The 22,998-nt window shown below is 24.7% G+C and carries 23 protein-coding genes; 13 read left to right on the forward strand and 10 right to left on the reverse strand.

From position 1 onward, the window contains the following. The first annotated feature begins 147 nt into the window (after nt 1–147). Both AC4FQV_RS05415 and AC4FQV_RS05420 read left to right on the forward strand, forming a co-directional pair. Entirely contained in the window at nt 148–966 is an 819-nt protein-coding gene (locus tag AC4FQV_RS05415; RefSeq protein ID WP_491164857.1) for an AraC family transcriptional regulator, read from the forward strand. A 150-nt stretch (nt 967–1,116) separates the two neighbouring features. Then, entirely contained in the window at nt 1,117–1,629 is a 513-nt protein-coding gene (locus AC4FQV_RS05420) for a ferritin (protein WP_491138277.1), read from the forward strand. Between the two features lie 33 nt (nt 1,630–1,662). Here the strand turns inward: AC4FQV_RS05420 and AC4FQV_RS05425 are convergent, their stop codons facing one another. Further along, nucleotides 1,663–2,016, reverse strand: a complete 354-nt coding sequence (locus AC4FQV_RS05425; protein WP_491138276.1) for a hypothetical protein — start codon at nt 2,014–2,016, stop codon at nt 1,663–1,665. Between the two features lie 116 nt (nt 2,017–2,132). Continuing rightward, a complete protein-coding gene (locus AC4FQV_RS05430; protein ID WP_491164860.1) occupies nt 2,133–4,073 on the reverse strand; it encodes a GTP-binding protein in 1,941 nt (646 codons plus the stop codon). 190 nt (nt 4,074–4,263) lie between these two features. On the opposite strand from AC4FQV_RS05430, the gene AC4FQV_RS05435 reads away from it, so the two are divergent. Then, nucleotides 4,264–5,292 carry a lactonase family protein gene (locus AC4FQV_RS05435; protein WP_491138273.1) on the forward strand — a complete coding sequence of 343 codons (1,029 nt, stop codon included), beginning with the start codon at nt 4,264–4,266 and terminating at the stop codon, nt 5,290–5,292. A 25-nt stretch (nt 5,293–5,317) separates the two neighbouring features. On the opposite strand, the gene AC4FQV_RS05440 is transcribed toward AC4FQV_RS05435, so the two are convergent. Next, nucleotides 5,318–6,097, reverse strand: a complete 780-nt coding sequence (locus tag AC4FQV_RS05440; RefSeq protein ID WP_491138272.1) for a histidinol-phosphatase — start codon at nt 6,095–6,097, stop codon at nt 5,318–5,320. Nucleotides 6,098–6,323: 226 nt separating this feature from the next. On the opposite strand from AC4FQV_RS05440, the gene AC4FQV_RS05445 reads away from it, so the two are divergent. Then, a complete protein-coding gene (locus tag AC4FQV_RS05445; RefSeq protein ID WP_491164863.1) occupies nt 6,324–6,944 on the forward strand; it encodes a methyltransferase in 621 nt (206 codons plus the stop codon). Nucleotides 6,945–6,971: 27 nt separating this feature from the next. After that, complete coding sequence (locus AC4FQV_RS05450; protein WP_491164866.1) at nt 6,972–8,423, forward strand: cation:proton antiporter; 1,452 nt, start codon at nt 6,972–6,974, stop codon at nt 8,421–8,423. A 74-nt stretch (nt 8,424–8,497) separates the two neighbouring features. Here the strand turns inward: AC4FQV_RS05450 and AC4FQV_RS05455 are convergent, their stop codons facing one another. Beyond that, nucleotides 8,498–9,472: a hypothetical protein gene (locus AC4FQV_RS05455; protein WP_491164868.1), complete on the reverse strand. Its 975-nt coding sequence runs from the start codon at nt 9,470–9,472 to the stop codon at nt 8,498–8,500. Between the two features lie 662 nt (nt 9,473–10,134). Between AC4FQV_RS05455 and yjeM the strand changes: the two genes are divergently transcribed. Then, nucleotides 10,135–11,748: a glutamate/gamma-aminobutyrate family transporter YjeM gene (yjeM, locus tag AC4FQV_RS05460; RefSeq protein ID WP_491138268.1), complete on the forward strand. Its 1,614-nt coding sequence runs from the start codon at nt 10,135–10,137 to the stop codon at nt 11,746–11,748. A gap of 42 nt (nt 11,749–11,790) precedes the next feature. Here the strand turns inward: yjeM and AC4FQV_RS05465 are convergent, their stop codons facing one another. Further along, nucleotides 11,791–12,222, reverse strand: coding sequence for a MarR family winged helix-turn-helix transcriptional regulator (locus AC4FQV_RS05465; protein ID WP_491138267.1), 432 nt, complete (start codon nt 12,220–12,222; stop codon nt 11,791–11,793). 729 nt (nt 12,223–12,951) lie between these two features. Between AC4FQV_RS05465 and AC4FQV_RS05470 the strand changes: the two genes are divergently transcribed. Further along, nucleotides 12,952–13,542: a metal-dependent hydrolase gene (locus tag AC4FQV_RS05470; RefSeq protein ID WP_491138266.1), complete on the forward strand. Its 591-nt coding sequence runs from the start codon at nt 12,952–12,954 to the stop codon at nt 13,540–13,542. Between the two features lie 64 nt (nt 13,543–13,606). On the opposite strand, the gene AC4FQV_RS05475 is transcribed toward AC4FQV_RS05470, so the two are convergent. Together AC4FQV_RS05475 and AC4FQV_RS05480 are read right to left on the reverse strand one after the other, a co-directional pair. Next, nucleotides 13,607–14,143, reverse strand: coding sequence for a glutathione peroxidase (locus AC4FQV_RS05475; RefSeq protein ID WP_491138265.1), 537 nt, complete (start codon nt 14,141–14,143; stop codon nt 13,607–13,609). Nucleotides 14,144–14,256: 113 nt separating this feature from the next. Beyond that, nucleotides 14,257–15,468 carry a BaiN/RdsA family NAD(P)/FAD-dependent oxidoreductase gene (locus tag AC4FQV_RS05480; protein WP_491138264.1) on the reverse strand — a complete coding sequence of 404 codons (1,212 nt, stop codon included), beginning with the start codon at nt 15,466–15,468 and terminating at the stop codon, nt 14,257–14,259. Nucleotides 15,469–15,715: 247 nt separating this feature from the next. On the opposite strand from AC4FQV_RS05480, the gene AC4FQV_RS05485 reads away from it, so the two are divergent. From AC4FQV_RS05485 to AC4FQV_RS05510, 6 genes are all read left to right on the forward strand, one after another. Further along, nucleotides 15,716–15,943 carry a single-stranded DNA-binding protein gene (locus tag AC4FQV_RS05485; RefSeq protein WP_491138263.1) on the forward strand — a complete coding sequence of 76 codons (228 nt, stop codon included), beginning with the start codon at nt 15,716–15,718 and terminating at the stop codon, nt 15,941–15,943. Between the two features lie 285 nt (nt 15,944–16,228). Beyond that, entirely contained in the window at nt 16,229–17,110 is an 882-nt protein-coding gene (locus tag AC4FQV_RS05490; protein WP_491138262.1) for a hypothetical protein, read from the forward strand. Between the two features lie 175 nt (nt 17,111–17,285). Beyond that, nucleotides 17,286–17,942, forward strand: coding sequence for a pentapeptide repeat-containing protein (locus AC4FQV_RS05495; protein ID WP_491164870.1), 657 nt, complete (start codon nt 17,286–17,288; stop codon nt 17,940–17,942). A 150-nt stretch (nt 17,943–18,092) separates the two neighbouring features. After that, entirely contained in the window at nt 18,093–18,437 is a 345-nt protein-coding gene (locus tag AC4FQV_RS05500; protein WP_491138260.1) for a DUF1622 domain-containing protein, read from the forward strand. Nucleotides 18,438–18,537: 100 nt separating this feature from the next. Further along, nucleotides 18,538–19,323, forward strand: a complete 786-nt coding sequence (locus tag AC4FQV_RS05505; RefSeq protein ID WP_491164873.1) for a hypothetical protein — start codon at nt 18,538–18,540, stop codon at nt 19,321–19,323. 94 nt (nt 19,324–19,417) lie between these two features. After that, a complete protein-coding gene (locus tag AC4FQV_RS05510) occupies nt 19,418–20,170 on the forward strand; it encodes a DUF7852 domain-containing protein (RefSeq protein ID WP_491138258.1) in 753 nt (250 codons plus the stop codon). A 38-nt stretch (nt 20,171–20,208) separates the two neighbouring features. Here AC4FQV_RS05510 and AC4FQV_RS05515 read toward each other — a convergent pair whose 3' ends face one another. The 3 genes from AC4FQV_RS05515 to dhaT form a co-directional block, all read right to left on the reverse strand. Then, nucleotides 20,209–20,718 carry a GNAT family N-acetyltransferase gene (locus AC4FQV_RS05515; RefSeq protein ID WP_491138257.1) on the reverse strand — a complete coding sequence of 170 codons (510 nt, stop codon included), beginning with the start codon at nt 20,716–20,718 and terminating at the stop codon, nt 20,209–20,211. Between the two features lie 91 nt (nt 20,719–20,809). Then, nucleotides 20,810–21,487 (reverse strand): ferric reductase-like transmembrane domain-containing protein, encoded by a 678-nt coding sequence (locus AC4FQV_RS05520; RefSeq protein WP_491164875.1) that lies wholly within the window; start codon nt 21,485–21,487, stop codon nt 20,810–20,812. Between the two features lie 333 nt (nt 21,488–21,820). Then, on the reverse strand, nt 21,821–22,978 hold the full coding sequence (dhaT, locus tag AC4FQV_RS05525; RefSeq protein ID WP_491138255.1) for a 1,3-propanediol dehydrogenase: 1,158 nt from the start codon (nt 22,976–22,978) through the stop codon (nt 21,821–21,823). Nucleotides 22,979–22,998 lie beyond the last annotated feature (20 nt).

Genomic DNA, 22,998 nt, shown 5'->3' on the forward strand with positions numbered 1-22,998 from the left:
AATAAACCCTTTACTTTAAAAAAGATTTTTATATAATAATTATAAAGAATTTAAATGTTTACTATTATTATATAAAATTACTTTTTATCTTTAAGTAATAATTTTGCCATTTTTTAATACAATATTGCTTTCAATTAAGGAGGTTTTATGAAAAATTATATATACGAAAATCATTGTCATAAGGACTTAAAATTCCCTATAATATTTCATTGTGATATTTTAGATGATAATAGACCTAGCTATTTTATGCATTATCATGAAGGTTTAGAAATATTATTTTTTTTATCTGGTGAGGCCTTAGTTTACTGCAACAATAAAAAAATAAATATTAAACCCTTTAATACAGTTATTGTAAACTCAAAAGAACTACATTCTATAGAAAAAAAATCCTCTTTTTGTAAGTATTATTGTCTTATTATAGACAATAATTTTCTTAAAGAGAATTTAAAAAACTTTACTGATTTTAAGCTTGAAAACTTAATTGATGATTTATACATAAAAGAAAATTTTGAAAAAATAGAAGCAGAGTTTACCAATCAAGACCTTTACTTTAAAGAATCCATAAAAATAAAAATTTTAGAAATGCTAATATATCTTAAAAGAAAGTATTCAAATAATAATATAAACCTCTTACCTCTTAAGGAAAACAATAAAATTTTAATGGTAAAAAATATAATAAGTTATTTAAATGATAATTTTAAAGAGGATATTTCTATAGAGGATATCTCTAGACATGTATCCTTTAGTAAATATTATACCTGTCGTGTCTTTAAAGAATTAACAGGTAAAACTATCTTAGATTATACAAATAATTTAAGATGCCTCAATGCAAGAAATTTAATAATTTATAATGGATATACAATTTCTGAAAGTGCCTATAAAAGTGGCTTTAATAATTTATCATATTTTTCTAAAACCTATAAAAAACACTTGGGAAAATTACCTTCTGAAGAAAAATTTACATAAATTAAGCATTATAAAGTAAATTCAAGATACTGCAATCTATTATTAATAGACTACTAATTTCTATTAATAATTTTTATAAATTAGTTTGATTAATTTTCCTTTTAATAATACAATTATTTTATAGAAATAATTAAAAGAAGGTGTACATATATGTTAAGTGAAAATTTATTAAAAAAACTTAATGACCAAGTTAATTTTGAATTCTATTCCTCATATACTTATTTAGCTATGGCAGCTTATGCTGAATCAGTAGATTTAAGTGGTTTTGCTAACTTTTTTAGAGTTCAAGCTCAAGAGGAATTATTCCATGCAATGAAGTTTTATGACTATATATTCCAAAAAAATGGTGTTGTTGAATTAGAGCAAGTAAATAAACCTAGAGTTGAATTTGCTAATATTATTGAAGCCTTTGAAAAGGGATATGAGCATGAACAATTAGTAACAAGCAGAATTTATGCTCTTGCTGATATAGCTTTTGAAGAAAAAGAACATGCTACTATGAGCTTATTAAAATGGTTTATAGATGAGCAAGTTGAAGAAGAAAATAACTTCCATTCATTATTAAAGAAAGTTAGAAGATCAGAAGGCAACCCTGCAGCTTTATATATGATGGATGAAGAATTAGCTTCTAGAGTGTTTACTCCTCCTGTAGCTACTAAATAATAAAGAGAAGCAAAATTGCTTCTCTTTATTATTTTAAAATAACTTCATTCTTTCTTCTCTAGCTCTTTTATTTATATAATTTACAAATCTCATTTTAAACCTTTCAAATTCTTTTAACTTAAAAAAGTTATTTAAGTCAAAGGTTAAAAATAAAGTATCTACAATTAAATATCTTAAATCATTTAAATTATCCTTGTCCTTTTCATCCACTTCTAAAGTATCAGTTTTAATCTTTAAATCCTCTATAGATTTTTGAAAACTTTCTAATTTACTAAGTATAAAATCATGACTAAAGCCTTCAAAATTTTTATTTATTATCTCCTCTATAAAATTTACGTAATTTTTATTTATTTCTTTATAGTCGTCATAAATATTTATTAATTCCATCTCTCCACCTCATAGAAAACTAATTCATCTTAAACAGTTTAAAACTTTCTTTATAAATTATAACTAAGCTAAATATTTTTGTCTAATTATATAACTTTTTAAAATTATCTTCTTAATTAAACTAAACAATGCATATAATTTTTTGCTTCTTCCCCTTTAACTAAATAAGATTGTCCTTTTGAACAAAAAATAGAAGTTGATGTATAATCCATATCTGCATTTTTATCATAAGCTATTTTCTCAATAACCTCTTCTTCATTATGACAAAGCCCATATCCATAAAACTTAAGAGAAAGTCCCCCTTTTCCCTTAGTAAAGGATTGAAATTCTAAACCATAATTTATAAAAGTAGATACAGGTCCTATTCCTTCAATTATAGCTCTTTCTTCTCCTATAATAGGCTCCTTAAAATTTCCATGCATTTTTTGAATATCAGTCATTACTCTTCCTATTAAGTTTATATCAACCTCTATTTTAAATTTGTAATAAGGTTCTAAAAGTTTGTTTTTAACACTTTCTAAGCCTTGTCTTAAAGCCCTCTTTGTAGCTTCTCTAAAATCTCCTCCAGAGGTGTGTTTATTATGAGCTCTCCCTGTTAATAAAGTTATTTTAATATCAGTAATAGGAGAGCCTGTTAATATACCTTTGTGCTCACATTCAAATATATGTGTCTTTACTAAATTTTGATTTCCAATTGTTAAATCATCTGTATGACACTTATTTTCAAATATTATTCCTGAATTTCTTTTTAAAGGCTCCATTTTTAAATGAACTTCTCCATAATGTCCTAAGGGTTCAAAATGACCATATCCTACTACCACTTCTTCTATTGTTTCCTTATACAAAATCTCTGGTGTTCCAAAATCTATCTCTTCATTAAATCTATCTTTTATAACTTCCTTTAAAACCTCTAGTTGAACCTTCCCCATAATATTTATATGAATTTCCTTTAATCTTTCATCATAAGAAAGGCTTAGAGTATTATCTTCACTTTCTAAAATTTTAAACCAAGAAAGAACTTCCTTTTGATTTAACCCTTCCCTATATATCACCTTAGCCTTTAAAGTTGGCACCATATCATAAGCTTTAATATCCTCTATTGAAATTCCATTTCCAGCTTCTAAAGACTTTATTCCTACAATAGAAAATACATCTCCTGCATAAACTTCCTTTACAAGGTCATATTTACTTCCATTATATATTCTAATTTCATTTATTTTTTCTAAAACTTCTTTAGTTTCTTTTAAATATGCAATTTCTTCTTTAGTTTTTAACTTTCCTTCTAAAGCTTTTATAAAGGTTAATCTGTTTCCTTTTTCATCATGCTTTATTTTAAAAACTCTTCCCTTAAATTTTCCTTTCTTATCTTCATAATTAGTAAAAGTTAATTTATGAAAACACTTTATAAATTCTTCTATACCCTCATCAATTAAAGCTGAGCCACATAAGCAAGGAAACACTTTATTTTCCTTTATTAATTTTTTTAAATTATGTAATAATTTTTTCTTTTCTAAATTTCCTTCTAAGTATAAAGTTAATAATTCTTCATCTCTTTCTACTATTTCTTCAATTACTTCTTCTTCTATTTTATTTGAAAAAAATATAACATCCTCTGTAAGTTTCTTTTTGACTTCATCTAAAACTCTACTTATATCTGCTCCTTCTCTATCCATCTTATTTATAAAAATAAAGGTTGGTATTTTGTACTTTTTTAACAATTCCCATATTGTTTCACTATGCCCCTGAACCCCTTCTACTGCACTTACAATTAAAATTGCATAATCCAAAACACTAATAGCTCTCTCCATTTCTTGTGAAAAATCTATATGACCTGGAGTATCTATAAGATAATACTCATCCTCCTCTATAAAAAATCTTCCAACCTCAGAATAAATGGTTATCCCTCTTTCTTTTTCAATTTTATTATTATCTAAATAAGAATTTTTATGGTCTACTCTACCTCTATTTTTTATACTTTTTGTATGATATAAAAGTTGCTCTGAAAAGGTTGTTTTTCCACAATCTACATGAGCTAATATCCCTATAGTCTTTTTCATATTAATCCTCCATTAAAAATAAAGAATAAACCTTTATACACTTTTATCTATTATAATCTTTACTATTTTTATTTTATATGGTATAACAAATAATATTTAATATTATTTATAAAATTTGTTAATATATCTTATATAATACAAATAAATTTATAATTTAACAATATAATAAACCTAAAGGGGGCTTTTAATAATGAATAAATCTATTGCATATATAGGTACTTACACAAATGGGGCTAGTGAAGGAATATATAAGCTATCTTTAGATACAGATAATGGAAAACTTTATGAGCTGTGTCCAGTTGCTAGATTTGGAAATCCAACCTATCTATGCATTCATAAAAACAAACTATATGCTGTTGGAAATCCTTTTTCCTTAGATACCTTAGGTGGAGTTGCTTCTTATAATATAGAAGAAGATTATTCCTTAAAATTAACAGGTGCTAGTTTACTTCAAGGAAAAAAACCATGTCATATAAATATAATTCCACATAAATCTTTAATAATCTCTAGTAATTACCATGAAAAATCAATAAATACATATTCTTTAAATGAAAATTTTGACATAGATAAATCCTTAAGTTCCTTTTATCATAAAGATAATTCAAAAATGCATTATGCATCCTTAACTCCTGATAAAAAATTTATTTGTGCTATAAATTTAGGAATGGATAGAATTGAACTTTTTAAATTAAATTCTAATAAAATCTTAACATACATTGAAAACTTAAGCTTTATTTGCAAAAAAGGTTGTGGACCTAGACATATAGTATTTTCAAAGGATGGAAAATTTGCTTATGTAATTTGTGAATATAGCTCAGAAATTATAATTTTAAAATACCTAGGTGAAAAGGGCTTTAAACTTATTCAGTATCTCCATGTACTTCCTAATGGTTTTGGTGGACAAAATTTTGGTTCTGCTATAAAAATAAGCCCTTGCAATAAGTTTTTATATGTTTCAAATAGAGGCTTTAATGGAATATCTGCCTTTAAAATAAATGAAGAAAGTGGTTTATTGTCACTTATAAATCACTATAGTTCTCATGGAGATTTCCCTAGAGATTTTGAAATAAGCCCTTGTAATAACTTTTTAATAATAGCTAATGAAAGGTCTAATAATTTAACTATATATTTTAAAAATAGTGATGGAACTTTAAAACTTATAAATAATGATTTTTCTATTCCCTCTCCTACTTGCATAAAATTTTTAAATAAAAGGTAGAAGCTTTTAAGCTTCTACCTTTTATTTAAAAGTTTAATTTATCTATAACACATAAATCATTTTCTTTCGCAAAAGCTAAACCTCTATCTAAATCTTTCATTTCTATAGGATTATGTGCATCTATGCCTACTATTCTTTTAACATTATACTCTTTAGATAACTCCCAAAATTCTTTTATAGGATATTGATATCTTTCTCCATTATTGTATTTTATTCTTTTTCTTCTCATCCCATTTATATTTATTTCTAGAACTACACCAAAATCTTGTGCAGCTTTTAAAATTTTTCTAGAGGCTTCAATTGAATATTTATCCCAATTTCTATAACTAATTCCAAACAAATCAGGATGAGCTAAATAAGAAAAATACCCACTTTTAATAGCTTCAACTACAAAATCTGCATAAATATTTAATATTTCAGGGGTTAAATCTATAGCTCCTATATAAACCCATTGCCCATTATAAGGAAAAAAGTGAACTCCTAAGGCTAAATAATCTACTTTATATTTATCCTTTAATTCTTCATAAAGCCAATGAAAATCAGGAAAATATTCACATTCTATAGAAGCTCTTATGGATATTTTATCTCCATATATTTTTTTTGCTTCTTCTATCTTTTTAAAATAATCTTCTAAGTCCTCATAAGCCATTCTATGATAGTTATCTATATTTTTTCCTGGATGAGGCATATGGTCAGAAATCCCAATCTCATCTATATTAGCCTCTATTGCTTCTTTAACATAATCTAAAACCTCTCCTTTAGCATGATTACATCTATATGTATGGGTATGATAATTGCTCCTCATAATTAGTCCTCCTAAATATCTTTTGTATTTTAATCATTCCTTTTTATTTTATCTAATTATAAAATTTTAACCAAGAACACCTATAGGTCATATTCTTAGCTTTTTTCACTTTTTACTAAGGGTATTTTATATTAACTAAGTATTTCTTAAAAATTACCTTGCCCAATTTAAAGTAACATAATATACTGATACATATAAATTTAAATAATTGATTAAGGAAAGAAAAATGGAAGAACAATATTTTGAAAAATTACTAAAGATAAAAACCTCTGGTGAGCAGAAAAACTTTAATGATTCTCTTCACTATAACAGGTATGAACCTACCTCTTATTCTATATTAGAACTTCTTTCTAAAGAAGAAGAATTTTCAATAAAAGATTCTATAGTAGATTTTGGTTGTGGAAAAGGAAGACTTAATTTTTACTTTAATTATTTTTTTAACCTTAATGTTACAGGAATAGAAATGAACTCCTATTACTTTAATAAATGTTTAGAAAATAAAAAAAGTTATTTGTCGCAAAATAAAATAAGAGAGGATAAAATAAATTTTTTAAATATTTTTGCTGAAGATTATAAAATCTCTCCTAAGGATAATAAATTTTATTTTTTTAATCCCTTTTCAGAACAAATTTTTATGAAGGTTCTTAAAAATATTTTAGAATCCATTTCCGAATTTGAAAGACAGGTAAACATAATACTTTATTATCCCTCTGAAGACTATATATTCTATTTAGAAAACTATACTCCTTTCTCTTTAAAAAGAGAAATAAAAATTCCTGAAAAATACGAATATGATTCAAGAGAAAAAATCCTTATATATGAACTTAAATATTTAAATTTAATATAAACTAAAGAAAAAGAGAGGATTTATTTTATGAGCGGAACTATAAATTATGATTCACTATTAATTCTATCTATAGTTGCTTTCTTTACACCCTTTTTAGTTTCTAAATTAAAAAGGGTTAATATTCCCTATCAAGTTGGTGAAATTTTTATAGGAATACTTCTAGGAAAAAGCTTTTTAAATATAATAAAACCAGACATTTGGATTTTATTTTTATCAAATCTAGGCTTAGCTTATTTAATGTTTTTAAGTGGTCTTGCTATAGACTTTGATGAACTTAAATTAAAGGAAGGAGAAAAACTAAAAGACTCTAAACTTTTTACAAGTATAAAAATGTTTATTGTTTCTATATTAACAGCTATAATTTTATCCTTTTCCTTAAAATTTCTTGGAATATCAAAGGGTTATATATTTTTTGCATTGCTTTTTACCTCTGCAGCACCAGGACTTCTTGTACCTATATTAAAGGGTAAGAATATAATAAGCACTTCCTATGGGCAAACATTACTTGTTTTTGGAATAATAACTCAACTAGTAAGTTTAATAGGTATTACTTTTGTATCTTCCATTTATATAAATGGATTAAACTTTAAAAGCTTTACTTTTTTAATAATATTTTTAGTTGCAGTAATAGTATATTTTTTATCAAAAATTATTTTTAAAGTACACGACTTTTCAACAATTACCTTTAAAAACCTTCACCTTAGTGTAAGAGGTGCTTTTGTTCTTGTACTAGTTTTAGTAGCAGTAGCAGAAAAGGTAGACTCTGAAATAATTTTAGGCTCCTTTTTAGCTGGAATGGTCTTCTCCTTATTGGTAGGAAAGGCAAAGGAAGAAATATCTCACCAATTAGATGTTGTTGGATATGGATTTTTAATTCCTATATTTTTCATAATGGTTGGAGTTAATGTAAATTTAAAAGATGTTTTTGAAAATCCAAAGGCTTTTCTTAAAATCCCTATATTTATTTTAATATTTTTCTTAGTAAAATTAATTCCTTCTCTTTTATTAAAAAATAAATATGGAACTAAAAACTCTTTAGCTGCTTCTATGATTTTAACAGCACAACTTAGCTTAGTTATAGTAGGAGCTCAAATAGCCTTAAATCTAGGTTATATAAATTTAGCTGATTATTCAGCCTTTGTAGTTACAACTGTAATTACCTGTATTTGTTTCCCTATCCTTTTTGAAAAGCTAATAAACTTAAAAATAGAAAATAATCCTTTAGAAGAAAAGGAAGAAAAAATTATAATTCGTGAAGTTTTCATAAGTAGCACTTGGTATATAGGAAAAGCTTTAAAGGATTGTAAATTGCCTACAGGATGCAGAATTTTTTCAATTATTAGAGATAATAATGAATTTATGCCTAAGGCTAATACTATTTTAAAAGAAAAGGATTTAGTTATTTTAGCAGGAGTAAAAAAAGATGTAAACAAAACTATTGACATGTTATCAACTTGTAATTTAGCTTTACCAGAATAAAAAGAATAAAAGCTCTTATAAATATTTATAAGAGCTTTTATTTTATCAAAATTTTTATTTTAAAAATTTTTCTTCTAAGATAAGCTTTTATAAAAATCTAAAATTAGCTTATCATTTTTGCTATACGCTCTTAATAAAAAATCTAGTACCCCCTCTTCTCTCCATTTAAATGATAAATCCTTAAAAAGATTTTCCTTAGAAAGCCAAATATATAATTCTTCTAAAAAGCTATCAAACTCTTTTTTTAAAGAATCTATTGAGAAATTATTATATTTTCTACTCTCATACTTTTTAAATATCTCTTTTAATATTTCTTCTTTTAAAGTTTCTATTTTCTTTAAGATTTTCTTATTTCTCTTTATTAAAATAAAAAACTCCTTACTCGAAAAATCATAAATATCAGAGCCCTTTAAAATCTCCTCTTCTATACTTTCTAAAAGATTTAATAAATACCTATATTTTTCCTGTTTCTTAAATAAAGAAGAAAAATCTTTTAAAATAAAATTCTTTAAATTTTCTTTTTCTTTTTCTAAGTTATTATTTATTGCTATTTTTTCTTCATAGCTTTTATAACTTAATAAAGAATTTTTAAGAAATAAAAGAATTTCCTCTTTCCATAAAATATAATTAGAATCTTTTGAATTAATAACCTCAAATAAAACATTATTATTTGAAGAATTTTCAAATAAACCTTTAGAACTTAAATAAATTATTTTATCAGTTAATATAAAATTACTGTCATTTAAGGAATTTAATAATACAGCAGTATTTTCTTTATTTAATAACTTAATAAGTTTTATACTATTTAAGGCTTCTTTTTGATTTTTAAATTTATAATTAAATTTAGTTATTAAAATTTTAGGACAATTTAAATCCCCTAAAGCCCTTAATATTTTTTCATTTAAGGAAATAGAATTACTTCCTAAAATAACATACCTCGGATTACATTTTAATGTTCTTTCAATAAAAAAATCTAAATTTTCTTCTAAATCCTTTAACCCTAAAATAGCTGTTTTTTTACTATTTAAACTATTTACTCTATATTTCATACTTTTTAGGTAACTTCCTTTATAAAGCTAACCTCAACTTCCCCCCTTTCTAAAAAATTAATACTATTAAGTAAAAAATCTAAAACCTAAATTTTAATAATTAAAGGACTTATGTTTTTTTAAGGAATTTTTAACCTTTAAAGAACTAAACCATAAGATTATAAAAGTTATAATGGTAAACCAGCCTAGCTTTGAACCTTTTATTAAAAAAATAAAACTTAAAAATAAAAAATAAAAAGCACCTAAAATCCATAAATATCTTTGATTTTCTAAGGTCATTTAATCACCTAAAAATAAATATATATAAATTATATGTTTTTTTAAATTAAGTTGTACCTTATTTATTTTTAAGTTCTTTTCTAAAATAAAAAGAATATAATATATAATAAGAAAGGCCTTTCTTTAATTTTTAACTCTTTAATTTTTAGTTCATATTATAAATAAAAATTAATTTTATAAATTTTGGTAAATTTATTATTTTTATATAAAATCCATTAAATATTTATTTATTTTATAAAAATATATACTTTTACGACTATTTTTATTTACTTTTTGTTAACAAATCATTAATTTATTAAGATACTTTACTTTAATTTAATCTTTATTATTTGTATACTTAAGAAAAATAAGATTTTAAAAGTATATATGAGAGGTGATTTTATATGGAATCAAAAGAAAAAAGCAAATTAACACTGACAGCCTTAATTCTTATGATTTTCACATCAGTTTATGGCTTTACTAACATGCCAAGAACTTTCTATCTTATGGGTTATAGTGGAATCATATGGTATATTTTATCAGCTATTTTATTCTTTATTCCTTATGCTTTCATGATGGCTGAATATGGCGCAGCTTTCAGAAAAGAAAAGGGTGGTATTTATTCATGGATGGCTAGATCAGTTAACCCTAAATTTGCTTTTATAGTAACCTTTATGTGGTTTTCTTCAAACTTAATATGGATGGTATCAGTTTCTTCATCTATTTGGATTCCTTTGTCTAATGTATTCTTTGGAAAAGATACAACTTCAACTTGGAATATCTTTGGATTAACAGGACCTCGTGCAATGGCTGTTTTAGCTATAATATTATTAATTACAATAACATTTGTTTCTTCTAGAGGATTAAATAAAATATCAAAAATTACTTCTATAGGTGGAACTGTTGTTGCTTTAGCTAATATAGTTTTAATAGCTGGTGGATTCTTTGTACTTGCAAGTAACGGTTTCCAAGCTGCACAAGGATTTAATATTGAACAATTTATTCATTCTCCAAATCCAGCCTATCAGTCTCCTATAGGGGTTCTGGGATTTGTAGTTTTTGCTATTTTTGCTTATGGTGGTATTGAAGTTGTAGGTGGATTAGTTGACCAAACAGAAAATCCTAAAAAGAACTTCCCTAAGGGTATAAAAATATCAGCTTTTGTAATCGTTATTGGTTATGCTATAGGTATTTTATGTATTGGTTTCTTTGTAAACTGGAATAGAGATTTAACTGGTCCTGATGTAAACATGGCTAATATAGCTTATATTATTGTAAATAACCTTGGTTTTTATATAGGTGAAGCACTTGGACTAAGCATAGAAGCTTGTACAATGCTTGGTAACTTCTTTGCTAGATTTATAGGACTTTCAATGTTCCTAGCACTTATAGGTGCATTCTTTGCTTTAAGTTACTCTCCATTAAAACAATTAATAGAAGGTACACCTAAAGATATATGGCCAGAAAAATGGACAAGATTAAATAAAGAAAATATGCCAGCTACAGCTATGTGGATTCAATGTATAACAGTTATTATATTTGTTTTATGTTGTTCAATGGGTGGAGAAGATTCATCTAAATTCTTCGACTACTTAATTCTTATGGGAAATGTTGCTATGACTTTACCTTACATGTTCTTATCCTTTGCATTCCCATTCTTTAAAAAGAAAAAAGATATTGCAAAACCATTTGAAGTTTATAAAAACTATAAGAGTGCTTTAATCTGGTCTGTAATAGTAACCTTAACAGTTGGATTTGCTAATGTATTTACAATTATACAACCTCTTACAGCAGAAACTAAAGACTATGTAGCTGTAATGTTCCAAGTATCTGGTCCTATAGTATTTGGACTATTAGCTTGGATAATCTATAGAAGATATGAAAAAAATGTTTTATCAAAAAAAGTTCTATCTTCTGAAGGAACAGTTACAGAAGTAGAAGAAATAAGCTCAAATGGAGATTCTGTAGATGTAATAGACGTAGAAGTTAATAATAACAAAGATGATGATAAAAAGTAATAATTTAATATAAAATAAAAGGATGTATTTTTATACATCCTTTTATTTTATTGCTTCTAATAATATGTCTAAATCTTTTTTAAGTTCTAAAATTTGATTTTCATCCATTCCTAAAGTACAAAATACTTTCTTTGGAACTTCTATCATTTTATCTTTTAATTCTCTTCCCTTCTCTGTTAATTCAACTATAACAACCCTATCATCTTTTTTTGACCTATATTTTATTACAAGGTCCATTTTTTCTAACTTTTTTATAAGTGGTGTTAAAGTTCCAGAATCTAGATGTAACTTTTCACCAATATTTTTAACAGTAATTTTCTCATTTTCCCATAGAACAATCATAGTTAAATATTGAGTATAAGTTAAATTATACTTATCTAATATAGGCTTGTACTTTTTTATAACTTCCCTTGAAGCTGCATATAACCTAAAACATATTTGATTTTCCAATTTTAAAACATCATATTTATTCATAGTTACTCCCTTTAACTCTTTAAATATACTCCATTCCATTTTGTTCAATAATCATAAAATTAAGGATATTACTTTTTTTACTCATTGTCAATTTTTTAATTTATTACTAATACTTTATATATAATCCTATTTAATCATATAAATATTATTAAAATAACTTCCTTATAATATTATTAAATATAATTATAATAAATTTCCCTATTATAAAGATTACAAAAGTTATAATATGACCAGTTTTGCATGTTTTTTGACCAGTTATGCAAAGTGTATTTTCTAGGAGTTAAATTACTGATAAAATACATTTATGGTATTGCTAATGTAAATATTTATTTATAAAAGCTGTTAAATTACTAAAACAATATTTTATTTTTAAAATAAAATTAATTATTACAAACTCTTTTTCTCCCTTATAATTTAAATTTATATTTTTATATAAATTGATTAAAGAGATTGATATTTTACTTAAATAGATTTTGTTTTATTAATTTTCACCTTTAATGTTTAATTATTAATCCCACAGTTAAAAGTTAGATATAAATAATTATTTGCTTAGTTTATTATTTTAATTTAGTAATAACCTTACATAAAATTACCACCATAACTATTAATCCTAAAAATAGAACTGTCCACTCTATTTTTTAGGATTTTTATTTTTTTCTTTATGAACTTTGCATATTATGATAATATCTTTAATATAAACTAAGGAAAACTAAATTAAAAGGAGTTTTTATGACAAAAGAAACACATAAAACAGGCGGGGTTTGCATTTCCTTGTTAATGCTAAATACTCTTTTAAGTTTATTTCTATTTCCTTATGAAATAGCTTATAAAATATTACTTATAGCTTTGTTTTTTCATTTTTCTTACATAGGCTCAATCTTTCCTGATATAGACCAAAGAAAATCATCAATTAGTCAAATGTATCCTTTCTTATCAAAACATATTGGAAGTAAATGTAGACATAGAGGTTTTACTCATAGCTTATTTTGTCTTTCTTTAATAATCTTATTTTGCTATGTAATATTAAATGTAAGCAATTATAATATTATATTTTTAGTAATTTCCATAGGCTTTGTCTTAGGATATATATCTCATTTATTCTTAGATTTTCTTACCTCTGAAGGAATAGAACTTTTATATCCTTGTAAGGCTAATTTTAAAATAGCTAAAATCAAAACAGGTTCAAAAAGTGAAAAAATAATAAATAAACTAATAAAGCTATTCAACTTTTTATTAGTTATATATAATATAATACTTATTTTATCGGATTTTTTAGGAATAAATATAATTAGAGCATTAAAAAATATAATTCCTCTTTAAGATGCTTTAATTTAAATCATAAAGAAGCTAAAAAATACCTATGCTAAAAAGCATAGGTATTTTTTTATTCTTCTAGTAATTCTTCTATAATTTTTTCTAAATCTTTAGGTTCAAAGGTAGGTGCAAATCTTGCTACTACATCTCCTTTTTTATCAATTAAAAACTTAGTAAAATTCCACTTTATCTCTTCTCCCTCTGTTTCAAAGCCTAAAGATTTTAATTTATCATAAAACTCTAAGGACTTTGTATCTTCCTTTGCCATAGGTGCTTCCTTTTTTAAATACTTATAAAGTTCACAAGCATCTTCTCCATTAACAGAGACTTTTGAAAAAGTTTTAAAGGTTGTTCCAAAGTTAACTTTACAAAAGTTTTGAATTTCTTCATCACTTCCAGGAGCCTGCTCAAAAAATTGATTACAAGGAAAATCTAAAATTTCAAATCCTCTATCTTTATATTTTTTATAAAGTGCTTCTAAGGCCTCATATTGTGGAGTAAATCCACATCCTGTAGCTGTATTAACTATTAAAAGAACCTTTCCTTTATAATTTTTTAAAGGAATCTCCTCACCTAAGACATCTTTAACTTTAAAGTCATATAGCATAATTACTTCTCTCCTTTTAAAGGTATTTTATTTCTCTTTTTAATTTATCCTATAAAAAATTTTTAATACTAAAACTTATTAAATTTAATATGATAAATTTAAATTTAATACCCTTAAAAATCACTTCCTGCTAAATAGCCTGTAGAAAAAGCCATTTGAAGATTATATCCTCCTGTTTCTGCATCTATATCTATAACTTCTCCTGCAAAATAAAGATTTTTTATAAGCTTAGACTCCATTGTAGAAGAATTTATCTCCTTTGTTTTAACTCCTCCTGAAGTTACTTGTGCAGCCTTTATAGTTAAAGTTTCAAATACAGTAAGCTTCATATCTTTAATATAACTTATTATTTTATTTTCATCTTCTTTTTTTAAATCACTAGCCTTAACTTCACTTAAAGATAAAAGTTCAAAAATTTCCTTTAAAAAGTTTTGAGGAAGAATTCCCTTTAAATTATTTAATACAGTCTTATTTTTATTCTCTCTCATTATTTTTGAAATATCCTCTTTAGATTTATCCCTTAAAAAATCTAAACTTAAAGATACTTCCCCATTTTCTAAGGCCTTAGTAATATATGATGATAATTTCAGTATAGCAGGACCTGATACACCAAAATGAGTAAAAATCATATCACCAAACTTTTCATATTTTCTTTTATTTATCTTAGCTGAAACAACAACATCCTTCATAGCTACCCCTTGAAGATTTTTCACAAAACTCTCCTTAGTTACAAGAGGTATTAAGGCTGCATGTATTTTAGTTATTGTATGACCATGTTTTTTTAACACATCATACATAAAACCATCAGAACCTGTATTAGGAAAGCTTTTTCCACCTGTAGTTACTATAACCTTATCTCCTAAAATTTTTTCTCCTTTCTCTGTTATTACTCCCTTTATTTCATTATCCTCTATTAAAAAATCACAAACCTTTGTATTATATAAAGTCTTTACTCCACTTTCTTTTAATTCTTTTTTAAAAATACCTATTACTTCTTCAGCAGTATCACTTTTTGTATAAACTTTTTGGTCTAATTCAACCTTATATTCTAATCCTCTTTCACTTAAATACTCTAAAAGATTAATATTCGAAAAATTATATAAAGCACTATATAAAAACTTATTATTTGTAACTATTTTATCAAAGAAATCCTCAATATCTCTATTATTAGTTATATTGCATCTTCCGCCTCCTGTAAGTTTAAGCTTTTTTCCAATATCATCATTTCTTTCTATAAGTAAAACTTCATTATTTTTAGAAGCTTTTAAAGCTGCCATTATTCCAGCTGGTCCACCACCAATTACTATTACTCTTTTTTTGCTCATTAGTTTCCTCCAATATTTAATTTAAATATATAATTAAAATTCTTTAAATTACACTATTAAAATTTTATTTAGTTTATTAAAAATATATAAGTTATTATACACTAAATAAAGCTATTTAAACTATACTAATTTACTCTCCTTAACTTCTTCTTAAATTTAATTTAATCCTTATTAAAAATATAAGTTCTAAAAAATATAATGAATCATATAATATATTTAGTAATTAAAATTTTAAGGGGGAGTTCTTATGAATGCAATATTGCCACAAGCAGTTAATCTATTAAGCTATATAAATTCTGGAGAAAAATTCATAGTAAAGGATCTTTTCCCTAAAATAATATGGGATAAGCTATCAAATACAGAAAAGAAAACTTTAGAATCAGCTTTTTTAAAGCATATAAGAAAAAAATCTGAACTTAAAATAGAGGCTCTTGAAGAAATAAGAGAGGGTCTTAAGGTTTATAAAAAGCTTTAAAACTAAATTTTTCTTGACAAAATTACACCTTAAATGTTATCCTTATTAAGCAGTTGGTACGTATAGTGCTAATTCTTGTAGAGCTTGGTTTAGTCCTTCGCCGGATGCCAAGCTCTACTTTTTTAACATTAAAAATCTTATAAAGTTAATTAAAGAAGCTCCTTTTATAAACAAATCTTTATTTTTATGCATATAATAATATGAATATTTGCTTTAATATTAGAAAGGAGGAGCACTCAATAGGTAGATATTATCTAATGATTTTATAATCTATTGAAGGACTTTATGGAAAAAAATTTATTTAATAATGAAGCCTTAGATGATATTATTTTTAGATTATCAAATAATAATATTTCCACCTTTTTTTATGAAAAATTAGGTGAAAAAAATATGATACTAGAAGGATTAAACACTGATTTTTCAGGGGTTGCTTCTACCACCTTAAGTGGTTGTTCCTTTAAACTTCAACAATTAACTCTTTTTAAAAGACTTTTAAATGAAGTAGAACTAATCTTAGAATTTATTCTAAATAATAAAGAGGATTTTAGAACCTGGTTTAACAATAACCCTAATTCCTATTTTAAACACTGTTCTATATTTAAAAACTCAACTTTAAAAAAAGATTACTATAAAGATTTTAAAGCATCTTATAAAGAACTCTTATCTAAGTACAATCTAAATCTATTAAATTTTATATCTTCACTTATATTCTTATCTTCTTATAACTGTTGTCTAAAGAAAAATTCAAATTGTGAAATTGCTTTTATTAAGGCATACTTAGAAAAACATTTAGATAAAGTCTATGAAAACAAGGAAAATATAGATGATTTTGTAGAGAACTTAAACATTAAACCTTTAGAGTTTAAAGATGAGCTAAGGAATATTCTTTCCTTAATAGCCTCTGAAGCACTATACTTTGAAGATATCCCTCTTAGGTTATTAGAGTATTTAAATGCAAGTGATGTTTTAAGAATAATAATATTAACTGTAAATGTAAAAGAATATATATCAGAAAGTAAGGTAATTCCTTTAAATCTTTCAAAAAAATCCTTTATGAATATAGATGAATATAAAAAATTTATGCATTCTATAAGCGAATCTTACATCAGAATATATGATTTTGATGAAGAGGTTAGAAAAAAAATAGAAGAAGACCTTAAGCTTTAGAAAAAAAGGCAACTAAATTTTTATTTAAGTTGCCTTTTAAATAAAAGACTAAAGTATTTAATATATATTTTAAAATAAATATTATATAATAAAATAAAAACAAAAAAATATTTAAAATAAAAATCCTAGAAAGGTGGTGCATTTGTTACTATTAATAATTTAGTAACCTATATTTATGACACAAGATAAAAAAAATACAAATATTTTCAAATACAATAAAGCAGAAAAAAGAAATAAAAACTTTATGTATATGGACTTTAAAAGAGCAAATTGTTATAACTGTGATTTTTCCTCTTCTAATTTTAGTTATGCAAGTTTTAGAGGAGCTCATTTTAAGTCTTGTGATTTTTTCCAATGTAAATTTGACTCTACAGAGTTTATAGGAAGTAACCTTAAAAAAAGTAAATTTAAAAAAGCTAAATTTAAAAATGTAGTTTTTGAAGGAGTTAATTTAGAAGGTACAGACTTTTTAGGTGCAACCTTTGAAAATGTAATTTTTATTGATACAAAGCTAGATAAAGCTAATAATTTAAAATTTAATAAGGAAGAGGTTACAATTTATGAAAGTATGCCTGAAATAGCTATAAGCACTTCTCTTAAAGAAGCTTTAGAAAAAGCTTTAGAAAATAAATATATAAAAAACTCTAGAGTTCTAGATACAAAAGAAGGAAAATTAAATACTATAAGTGTTATAAGACTACTTAAAAATCATAAGGAAAGTTTACTTATAGAAGGTCTTAATCTTTCTTCAAAAACAATAGATAGAGATTTTTGCACATTAAGTTACATAGATAAAAATATAAATAAACTTAAGGATTCTGGTTTATTATAAAAAGTACTTTTTAAAGTACTTTTTTTATTTTAAAATCTCTTATAAATATTTAAAAAAACATTAAAAGTATTATATAATTTATCCTCTTAAATCCTCATAAAATTTAATAAAAAATATTTTTTATTAAATTTTAAAAGGAGGAATTTGTTTATGTTTAGACACATTTTAGAAGTTGCTATATGGATTATAAATATTGTATCTATAGTTGTTCTTTTATTAGGAGTTATCTTAACTGTAAAGGATTTTATAATCTATGAAATTAAAGCTAAAAACAGAATAGAAGCAGTAAAAAAAATTACCATAGTAAAAAACTGTTTAGGAACTTATATTCTTCTTGGCTTAGAAATTTTAATTTGTGCAGATATAATAGAATCTATCTTAAACCCTACATTTCACGACATTATAGTTTTAGCCTCTATAGTTGTTATAAGAACTGTAATATCTTATTTCCTTAATAAAGAAATTGAATCTGATAAAAAGCACCTTGAATGTTAAAATATTTAAAGACTAATAAAACTTAAATTTTATAAATGATATTAATAATTCTAAAAATTTATAAATATTTATTTAGTAAATACTTTTTGAGGTTAATTTAATGAATTTAAAGTATATTTTATCTATATTTGTTTTATATAGCAAAGATTTGCTTTCTCTTAAGGTTACTAAAATTATTTTTACATTACTCTTTTGTCAACTACTACTTATAATTAAAGAAAATAATACTAATGATGATTCCCCTTTAAATATCAAAACTATAGAAAAGGAAGAAAAAATAACTAAATCTCAAAATAGGGGTCAAATCAAAACATCATTATCTCACTTAAAGGCTTCTACATACTCTTTAAGTGTAGAAAATGTTTCCTTAGAAAATTATGAAAGCTTAATTTATAATAAAGCTTTGCCTAAATTCCCTATTTTTTTATCTTCTTTTTCCTTAGTTGATATATTTAAAGGTGATTTAGAATTTATAAAACCTGCTATTTTTATAAACTCTATTGAAAACAATCTTTCTATAAAATCAATTTCACTAATTTTAGACTCTCTAAATAGAAATGTGGCCTCATTATATATTGAGGGTTTATTAGAAGTTAAACTTTCCTATAATATAACTAAAGACAATTCACTCCCACTTCTTTCTAAGGAAATGAACTCTTTAATTTTTATTCCCTTTAAAAGTTCTTTAAGAGTGAATTTTAAAAGTCCTTTAAAAGGAGAAAAAATTTACTTTGATGAAAACAATATTAAATTAAAAAAAGTAAACTTTACTAAAGATATTAAATATACAAAAAAAGAGTCATCAAAAAACTCTCTCTCTTTAATAAAAGAGTTAAGAATGTCTTTAATAGTCAATTATATTCTAGAATTGTATGATTTTGTATAAATTTATTTATAAAAATATCACTTTTTATAATAGCCTTGAATAGTATATAACATAAGATTAATAATAAAAATTTTATGTTATGAGGTGAAATTTAATGAGTTCTTGCTGTGAGAAAAATTTTCCTGTATGCTCTAATGATATAGAAGTTAATGTTGATAACTTTACTACAACTTTAGGTACAAACCCTACTAATGTAGGAAATGCTAAAGCTTTAGTTAGAGTATCTTCTGTTAATATAAATCATCCATTAACTAATTCAATAACTATTCCTGAAGGCTTTTATAGCATAAAAGGCATATCTAGAAGATTAGTTTTAACTCAATGCTATGTTGTTCCTATTTCAGCAACACCTAAAAATACTGGACAATTATTTGTAGAAGGATATATATTAAAAAATGTTCAATATGCTACTCCAATTTCTGAAGAAGATTCTAAAGAACCTTGTGAAGAATGTATTGTAATGAGAAATGATTATAAGGATTTAACAGCTAAAGTTAATTTCAGTTTTTCAGTTCCTTTAACTTTAACTAACGCAAACATAGTTGCGCCTACAACTGATACTGAAAGAGCAATATTGAAAAACTGTATGGGTCCTTGTGATAATGGAACTATGAGTGAATCTGATTGTGAAAGATTATTTTCTGAAACTGTAGTTTTACAAGAGCCATTTTCTTGTGAATTAGATAGATACACTATTAATGAAGCTGTTATAAGCAAAACTAACTGTTCTCTTACTAATAAGGACTTATTTGATACTGTAGTTGAAAAATTAAATTTAAATCTAGTTATATCTGTTTTCCAACTTAGACCAGTAACTGTAACAGTTCCAAATATACCAGCTCCTTAAAAACAAATTATAAAAAAATAGATAGCTTTAAAAGCTATCTATTTTTTTAACAATTTTTCAAAAGCTACTCTTTCACTTCCATCTTCTAAAAAGATTATTCCACATCTTTCAAAATTATTCTTTAAAAGAGCTTTTTGCATTATACTATTATCTCTGTGAGTATCTATCTTTATACTATATATATCATTTTTAATAGCTAATTCTTCAGCTTTATTTATTAAAAACTTAAAAACATTTTTCCCTCTATATTTAGATGAAATAGCTACCCTATGCAGTACTATATAATTTTTATCACTTAACCATTTTCCATCTTTAATAAAATTGTAAGTACTTTCCCCTTCTAAAGATATTAAAAAGGTTGCAACTATCTCTCCTTCCTTAAGTAAAACATAACTATCCCCACTTTCTATATCCTCTTTTAATATTTCCTTATTAGGATATCCATCTTGCCACTGGTCTACCTTATTTTCTTTTAAATATAATTTACCTTCTTCTATTATGCCTGTAATATATTCTAAATCAGTAAGCTTTGCTTTTCTAAATTCCAATATAATTCCTCCTAATTATTATAATTAAAATAAAAACTTCCTTTATAATAAACTTAATTATTACTATAAAGGAAGTATGAAAATATTACAATTATGCTTTATATGTTTTTTTATTATTTAATAATTTTAATATAAAATAACTTAAAAATATAACAGAGTATAATATGACAGAGTTTAAGTTAAATATCTTTTTATTAAATAAAATAAGAATTATATGTATATATATTAAAATATAAAATATGTAAGCTCCTTTTTGAACCTTCTTCCATTTGCTTGGTATCATAAGTTTTCTTATCTTCTTAAAAGAAGTTATGCATAAAGGTATCATTATTAAAAATGCTATTAACCCAACTATTATAAAAGCTATGTATAAAGGAGTTAAGGCCTTACCTTGAATAATTTTTTGAATGAATTTATATGTATAAATTATAAAGTGAGGTAAAATTAATATAGATGCTAAGATTGCCATTTCTCCTCTTACTCTTAGAAGTCTTTTTGTAATTTCATATCTTTTATTTAAAACTCCTGCAAACATCACTAGTATAAATAATGAGGTAGAAACAAAGCCTTTCATAAAACTTCTTTCTAGTACAAAGCCTATCCCTGTTAATTTAAAGCCTGTACATAGTTTGTAAAACTCATAAGATATAACAACTATACTTATTAACAGAGCTACTGAATATAAATATTTGATGTTCTTTTTAAAAAAATTATTTAGTCCTATAGCTAAAATTATTACTGCTATTAATGAATAAATTAAGTATTCCATTGATTTCTCCTTTTATGTGTTATTGAAATTCATTTTCATTTATATATTACTATAATTATTATTAAAAATCAATTAATTTTATTAATTTATTTAATAATTTATTATCATTTTTAATAAAACATTAATTTTTGCACTAAAAATATTTAGTATAAAAAAGAACTCTCTTAAATTTTAAGAGAGTTCTTTATATATTATGAAAAATCACTTTAAGTATTATAATCTATGGGTATAATATCTTAATTTAATTAATTTTATTGTTGTTTTATAAGTTTATATAAAGTTTATTGCATCTATGTCTTTTATTTTACTTAGACTATTAAAAATTTATTTTAATTAGAATGCAGCTTTAAATATTTCAACTATTTCTCTTTCGTTACCTTTTCTTGGGTTACTAAATGCATTACCATCTTTAAGAGCCATTTCAGCCATGTATTGGAAGTCTTCCTCTTTAACGCCCATATCTCTTAATCTAGCAGGAATTCCTATATCAGTTGATAATCTGAACATTGCATCAATAGCTTTTTGAGCAGCATCCATTACTGATAATCCTTCTATATTTTCTCCCATGAACTCTGCTATATCAGCGAATTTTTGTGGGTTTGAAATTAAGTTATATTTACATACATGTGGTAATAACATAGCATTAGCTACTCCGTGAGGCATGTCATATAATCCACCTAATTGGTGAGCCATTGCATGAACATATCCTAAGTTAGCATTGTTAAAGGCCATACCAGCTAATAATGAACCATAAGCCATATTTTCTCTAGCTACTAAGTTTTCTCCTAAAGCAACCGCTTGTCTTAGGTTATTTGATATTAATTTTATTGCTTGAATTGCAGCAGCATCTGTTACAGGGTTAGCATCTTTTGAAACATATGCTTCTACAGCATGAGTTAATGCATCCATTCCTGTTGCAGCTGTTAATCCTGCTGGTTTTCCAACCATTAACATTGGGTCATTGATTGATACTAAAGGTAAGTTTCTCCAGCTTACTATAACAAATTTAACTTTAGTTTTAGTATTTGTTATAACACAGTGTCTAGTTACTTCACTTGCAGTACCAGCTGTAGTATTTACTGCTACGATTGGAGGAAGTGGATTTGATAAAGTTTCTATTCCTGCATAATCGTAAAGATCTCCTTCGTGAGTTGCAGCTATACCTATACCTTTACCACAGTCATGTGAGCTTCCGCCACCAACTGTAACTATCATATCACAGTTTTCATCTTTAAATATTTTTAAACCATCTCTAACATTTGTATCTTTTGGGTTTGGTTCAACACCATCATAGTAAGCTACTTCTATACCAGCTTCTTTTAGGTATTTTTCTGTTAATTCAACTGCTCCACCTTTTAATCCTCTTAAGAATTTATCTGTAACTATTAAAGCTTTTTTTCCACCTAATATCTTACATCTTTCACCAACTACTGATATTGAGTTAGCTCCCATAAAGTTTACACTTGGTACTAAATAATCGTACATTCTCATTTCATTTTCCTCCATTTTTA

Source organism: Clostridium sp. TJA038 (genome assembly GCF_058310255.1).

What these genes read in the sequence shown, in the direction of transcription:
- AC4FQV_RS05420 (WP_491138277.1), top strand. Translation starts at nt 1,117, where the DNA reads ATGTTAAGTGAAAATTTATTAAAAAAACTTAATGACCAAGTTAATTTT.
- AC4FQV_RS05440 (WP_491138272.1), bottom strand. Translation starts at nt 6,097, where the DNA reads ATGAGGAGCAATTATCATACCCATACATATAGATGTAATCATGCTAAA.
- AC4FQV_RS05490 (WP_491138262.1), top strand. Translation starts at nt 16,229, where the DNA reads ATGGAAAAAAATTTATTTAATAATGAAGCCTTAGATGATATTATTTTT.
- AC4FQV_RS05505 (WP_491164873.1), top strand. Translation starts at nt 18,538, where the DNA reads ATGAATTTAAAGTATATTTTATCTATATTTGTTTTATATAGCAAAGAT.
- AC4FQV_RS05455 (WP_491164868.1), bottom strand. Translation starts at nt 9,472, where the DNA reads ATGAAATATAGAGTAAATAGTTTAAATAGTAAAAAAACAGCTATTTTA.
- AC4FQV_RS05475 (WP_491138265.1), bottom strand. Translation starts at nt 14,143, where the DNA reads ATGCTATATGACTTTAAAGTTAAAGATGTCTTAGGTGAGGAGATTCCT.
- AC4FQV_RS05485 (WP_491138263.1), top strand. Translation starts at nt 15,716, where the DNA reads ATGAATGCAATATTGCCACAAGCAGTTAATCTATTAAGCTATATAAAT.
- AC4FQV_RS05510 (WP_491138258.1), top strand. Translation starts at nt 19,418, where the DNA reads ATGAGTTCTTGCTGTGAGAAAAATTTTCCTGTATGCTCTAATGATATA.
- AC4FQV_RS05480 (WP_491138264.1), bottom strand. Translation starts at nt 15,468, where the DNA reads ATGAGCAAAAAAAGAGTAATAGTAATTGGTGGTGGACCAGCTGGAATA.
- AC4FQV_RS05465 (WP_491138267.1), bottom strand. Translation starts at nt 12,222, where the DNA reads ATGAATAAATATGATGTTTTAAAATTGGAAAATCAAATATGTTTTAGG.
- AC4FQV_RS05500 (WP_491138260.1), top strand. Translation starts at nt 18,093, where the DNA reads ATGTTTAGACACATTTTAGAAGTTGCTATATGGATTATAAATATTGTA.
- AC4FQV_RS05520 (WP_491164875.1), bottom strand. Translation starts at nt 21,487, where the DNA reads ATGGAATACTTAATTTATTCATTAATAGCAGTAATAATTTTAGCTATA.
- AC4FQV_RS05430 (WP_491164860.1), bottom strand. Translation starts at nt 4,073, where the DNA reads ATGAAAAAGACTATAGGGATATTAGCTCATGTAGATTGTGGAAAAACA.
- AC4FQV_RS05445 (WP_491164863.1), top strand. Translation starts at nt 6,324, where the DNA reads ATGGAAGAACAATATTTTGAAAAATTACTAAAGATAAAAACCTCTGGT.
- AC4FQV_RS05450 (WP_491164866.1), top strand. Translation starts at nt 6,972, where the DNA reads ATGAGCGGAACTATAAATTATGATTCACTATTAATTCTATCTATAGTT.
- AC4FQV_RS05415 (WP_491164857.1), top strand. Translation starts at nt 148, where the DNA reads ATGAAAAATTATATATACGAAAATCATTGTCATAAGGACTTAAAATTC.
- AC4FQV_RS05435 (WP_491138273.1), top strand. Translation starts at nt 4,264, where the DNA reads ATGAATAAATCTATTGCATATATAGGTACTTACACAAATGGGGCTAGT.
- AC4FQV_RS05470 (WP_491138266.1), top strand. Translation starts at nt 12,952, where the DNA reads ATGACAAAAGAAACACATAAAACAGGCGGGGTTTGCATTTCCTTGTTA.
- yjeM (WP_491138268.1), top strand. Translation starts at nt 10,135, where the DNA reads ATGGAATCAAAAGAAAAAAGCAAATTAACACTGACAGCCTTAATTCTT.
- AC4FQV_RS05425 (WP_491138276.1), bottom strand. Translation starts at nt 2,016, where the DNA reads ATGGAATTAATAAATATTTATGACGACTATAAAGAAATAAATAAAAAT.
- AC4FQV_RS05495 (WP_491164870.1), top strand. Translation starts at nt 17,286, where the DNA reads ATGACACAAGATAAAAAAAATACAAATATTTTCAAATACAATAAAGCA.
- dhaT (WP_491138255.1), bottom strand. Translation starts at nt 22,978, where the DNA reads ATGAGAATGTACGATTATTTAGTACCAAGTGTAAACTTTATGGGAGCT.